Source organism: Planotetraspora kaengkrachanensis, assembly GCF_016862895.1.
Classification (GTDB): domain Bacteria; phylum Actinomycetota; class Actinomycetes; order Streptosporangiales; family Streptosporangiaceae; genus Planotetraspora; species Planotetraspora kaengkrachanensis.
Map to the genome: position 1 here is coordinate 1 of NZ_BONV01000052.1, position 4,097 is coordinate 4,097.

Annotated in this window: 3 protein-coding genes and 1 pseudogene; 1 reads left to right on the plus strand and 3 read right to left on the minus strand. The window is 63.4% G+C overall.

Translation table 11 applies throughout. From position 1 onward, the window contains the following. Positions 1-352 precede the first annotated feature (352 nt). Together Pka01_RS37440 and Pka01_RS37445 are read right to left on the minus strand one after the other, a co-directional pair. Positions 353-1,135 (minus strand): methylenetetrahydrofolate reductase, encoded by a 783-nt coding sequence (locus tag Pka01_RS37440; protein ID WP_203887747.1) that lies wholly within the window; start codon positions 1,133-1,135, stop codon positions 353-355. Between the two features lie 935 nt (positions 1,136-2,070). Beyond that, the gene (locus Pka01_RS37445; RefSeq protein ID WP_239116100.1) at positions 2,071-2,685 is read right to left on the minus strand and encodes a histidine phosphatase family protein; all 615 of its coding nucleotides are present in this window, start codon (positions 2,683-2,685) and stop codon (positions 2,071-2,073) included. Positions 2,686-2,780: 95 nt separating this feature from the next. On the opposite strand from Pka01_RS37445, the gene Pka01_RS37450 reads away from it, so the two are divergent. Then, positions 2,781-3,347, plus strand: coding sequence for a GNAT family N-acetyltransferase (locus tag Pka01_RS37450; protein WP_203887748.1), 567 nt, complete (start codon positions 2,781-2,783; stop codon positions 3,345-3,347). A gap of 548 nt (positions 3,348-3,895) precedes the next feature. Here the strand turns inward: Pka01_RS37450 and Pka01_RS37455 are convergent. After that, positions 3,896-4,097 (minus strand): annotated as a pseudogene (locus Pka01_RS37455) (site-specific integrase); the annotation flags it as partial.

The following is a 4,097-nucleotide window of genomic DNA, read 5'->3' on the forward strand; positions in this document are numbered from 1 at the left end:
TCTAGCCAGTATCCGACTATGCCGCCTTGGCAAGGGATGGGATTGCTTCCGAAACGCCAGTGCGCTTCAGGGGTCGACTGTTTAAGAATGCCGATGCAGTCAAGCGGCAAAACTTGCCGAATTGGGCTTATAGGAATCAAGCGGCGGCGCGCCGCGCCGCCGTACCCGGCCCTCTGCCGCCCGCCGTCCGGGCGTGCGGCCTGGGGGCCGGTCCCGGCCGGCGGCGCCCCGGACCGTAGCCGTACCGCGCGCCCGCCGTACCCAACGTACTCACCGACCCCAGCGACGCGCCGCCGCCAAGTTGCTCCGAGCAGCCGGACCGATTACCGGCCAGGACTGCCCAACCATGCCGTCAGCTGAGTAGGTGCTCCAGCCGGGCGGCTACCTCGCGATACCGGGCCACCGGGATTAGATGTACGCCGTCGAAAGCTCCGGAGTCTCGGATCTGAAGCACTTGTTCGCAGGTGGCCTCGACACCGGCGAGGCGGTCGGAGGCGACCTTCTCCACCAGTTCGCTCGGGATGTCGATGTCCGGGATCGCGGCCGCGAGACGTTGGGCGTGCGCCTCACTGGCGAGAACCATCACGCCTGCATATACCGGAACGTCCACCGGGTTGGCCTCCCGCCACCTCAGCAAGGCTTCCAGCGAGAAGCTGACCTGGACAAACATAAAGTCCGCGGCTCGCTTCCATGCCGGCAGCGGACGCAGTGCCGCAGCTGTTCCAACGCGGAAGGGCCGCACTCCCGCGAACGCGCTGTCCTTCGGTAGAGCTCGGACCTCCTCGATCATCGCCCGTACGTTCAGCTCTCCGGTCCGGCTGCCTGAACTGGGTTTGTCCCCGTAGACGAACAGGAACTGGTCAACGCCGTATGCGGCTGCGGTGAGCAGGTCCCGGCGGAACCCCAGCAGATTGCGGTCGCGTGAGTTGAGGCAGGCGATACTACGTCCCCCCATTGCCTCGACTTCATGCGCGACCGCCACGCTGGACACTGTGGCGCGGCCGATGTGGTTGTCGGGTACGAGGAAAGTGTCGGCCACCTTGCTCAGCGTGCCGATCTGGTGCCGGACGTGCTTTAGGTCTGGCCGGGTGGGCGGTTCGATCTCGCAGATGATCTGGAACGGGTGATTAGTCATGGAGCCAACCTAGAGAAGGTAGGTGGCGGCCAACCACTCGCTTTCATCGGCCGGTGCGTTCTGCGATCACATGAGTACCCAAGCAATGATCTGAGCCACCGGCAGGAAGAATCCATTCGCTGTTAGAAAAGCGATGCCTCCGGCGGGGGTCCTGAGCTCCGGGATGATCGCCCGCACATCGCCGAGGACCAGAGGGGCTGAGGTGGAAGCCTGATCGTCCCGTCTGCTACGTCCCAGGCAAGCCCGACATCCCGACTCCTCCGGATCAAGGCCGTCTGTGATCGTTGGCATCCAATGACCGAGGAACGTCTACCGGCTGACGTACACGCGAAGACGGCCTTGATACTCCGTCCCCGGGCTGTTGCCCCTCCGGAGTGGGACGAGGCAGACGGAAGATCAGGCGGGGAGGGGTGCGTGCGTCCGCACGGGGTTCTCAGGTCGTGCCATTCGCGTGCCAGTAAGGCCGGGGAACAAGGGGGAATCACGGGGACTCACGGGCAGGGCAAGACCGCTTCTGACCAGTGCCGCAGCAGCTCACAGGGTCGCGTACCGAGATCTTCCAAACTGGTGGTCACGCATGGAGCAGGATGTGCTGATCAAGTGCGTCACAGCAGACATCGAAGCCACTGTGCCGGGGAATTCGACCTCCCTGGACCGCGGACCGTAGTAGATGTCCGAGCAGTCGCAGTCAAAGAACTCAGGCAGGGATCGGGAAGGCTGTTCATAATCATGGGCATGTGTCGAGGATCCCACGCTGCGAGGTAGGGCCAGGGCGACCGCCGGGCCGTTAGCGGGCCATTAACCAGGGTGACGAGGGGGCAACCACGGTCACTCACGACCGGCCCGAAGCCCAGGCCAGCAGCCCTACGAGCCGTGATCCATACACTTCCCAAGCTGACAGCCGTGTTGTCGACGCGCCGAATCACGCAGGGTCTTCATATGTGCAACTCAGGCGGGTAGCCCGTCCATCTCAGTTCGAGGGGCAAGTGCCCCATGTCGTTGTAGAAGAGCACGGACGCGGGGCGACCAGGCGCGTATCGGATAGCGGTCAAGGCTGCGTTGCAGTGATTGAGGCCAAGCCAGCGCCATTCCGGGGCGTCCACCGCCGCCCGGACAAGCCATCCGATCAAAAAGTTGTGGGTGACGATCAACTCGTGGCGAGCCTCGTCACCGTCTACGGCGCCGGAGAACCGTTTTAGAGCATCCTGAGCGAGCACAGGACCTCGCCGACGTTCCCCTGGTGTGGATTGATCAAGGAAGCGAAGCAGAAAGTCGGCGAAATCCGGCGCCAGTTCTTCCTTGTCGGGAAAGTACGGGACGTAGTCACCGGCGACTTCCGAAACGTGCAGGGGAACGCCGTCCAGTTGCTCGGCGATCAAACGTGCAGTTTGCGCTGCCCGTGGCAGCGGGCCGTGGTGGATTATCGAAAGTGGGATGCCTTGCAGCCTCTTTCCGAGTAAGACCGCCTGACGGCAGCCGTTCTCAGTCAAGCCGCTCTCGTCCGGCGAGGCCTCTCCGTGGCGAGCAAGGTACAGATAACGGGTAGCCACTAGTCCTCCTGCCAGAGTGCGATCTTGGATAGTGTCCCTCAGCGAGCGACAGGCAGTATCGCACCGAGCAGCCAAGCGTCGGAGAATGAGCGTTTGTGACGGTAATCCTGTCTGTGGAGCCGACTGCGTCCGCACCTGCGTTGCGCCTGCGTCCCTGGCGAGCAGAGGATGCGGTAGCCCTTGTGGCGGCTCACCGTGATCCGCTTCTGCGCCGCTGGCTGACCACCTCACTTGTCAGCGATACAGAGGCTCGTCGATGGATCGATGATCAGAGCGAAGGGTGGGCCGCCGGCGTCCGGCTCAGCTTCGCCGTCCTGGAGTGCGGAGGCAAGGAGGGCGATCCTGGTCGTCCGGTTGGGCACATCGTGGTCAAGGCGACCGACCCCAACGAGGCTGCGGCAACAGTCGGTTACTGGACATCGGCCGAAGTCCGAGGGCAAGGCATCGCCAGCCGCGCCCTTGAGGTTGTATCGCGTTGGGCGCTCGGCTCACAGCGCATAATGCCTCTGGCCCGCCTCGATCTGCTGCATGCCGTCGATAACCATGGTTCGTGCCGTGTGGCAGAGAAGTGCCGATATGTCCTTCGCTCCGTGCTCCCTGCCCAACCGTCGGCTTTCCCGCACAAGGGGCACCTGCACGTCCGCATGAACAGTGACATGTGAGATCTACCGGCCGTCAGTGCTCTTACTAACAGAAGGCGCCGCAGGGGTCGTCGCGGGATATGCGCGGGATGATCTCTCCCGTCGAGGCCCATTCCATAGTCGTATACGCAGCTCGTGGATACCAAGCAGCTCACAAGCTCGGCTGTAAAGCCGTCGGCGGTAGGGTCCAGGCGTGGACGAGATCATGCTTCGGCTGGATCGGGAGACGGCGGCAGTTCTTCGCGATCACATCTACATGGTTTGCGAGCACTTCGCTGCGGGTGTGCCTATCGAGCAGTTCGCCCCGGCGGACGAGAGGCGACTAGGCAGAGTCATGTGTGATCTCGACAAGGCGCTCGGGGGCCGCGGATGCGTGGCGTGCGCCATGGGTGGCTTGTGTCATTAGCTCTGCACCGGCCATGGCGATCGGCGTGCCATTAGCGTGCCATTGGACGGCACTGCCGCTCTCCCGAAGAGGGGTTCTGACTGTGTTGATCAGCGGATAGAGGCGTGATCGCCGTGCCAGTAGCGTGCCATTAGCTTTCGTGATTGCGCGCTGCTGAAGATCCTTAGCCGCCGCGCGGACGGGCCTGTGTGATCTTGTCGTCCATGGCGGTGGCGATCTTGCGGTCGGCCTCCGCCGTGCTGTGCTGATGGATCACCGCGGCGCGTACGGAGTCGTGTCCCATCCGCTCCATGAGATCGCGGAGGGTTGCGCCGGAACTGGCCGCGATCGTGTTGCCGGTGTGCCGGAGATCGTGGAAGTGGAGA

Coding starts and splice junctions, on each gene's coding strand:
- Pka01_RS37440 (WP_203887747.1), bottom strand. CDS start 1,135: ATGACTAATCACCCGTTCCAGATCATCTGCGAGATCGAACCGCCCACC.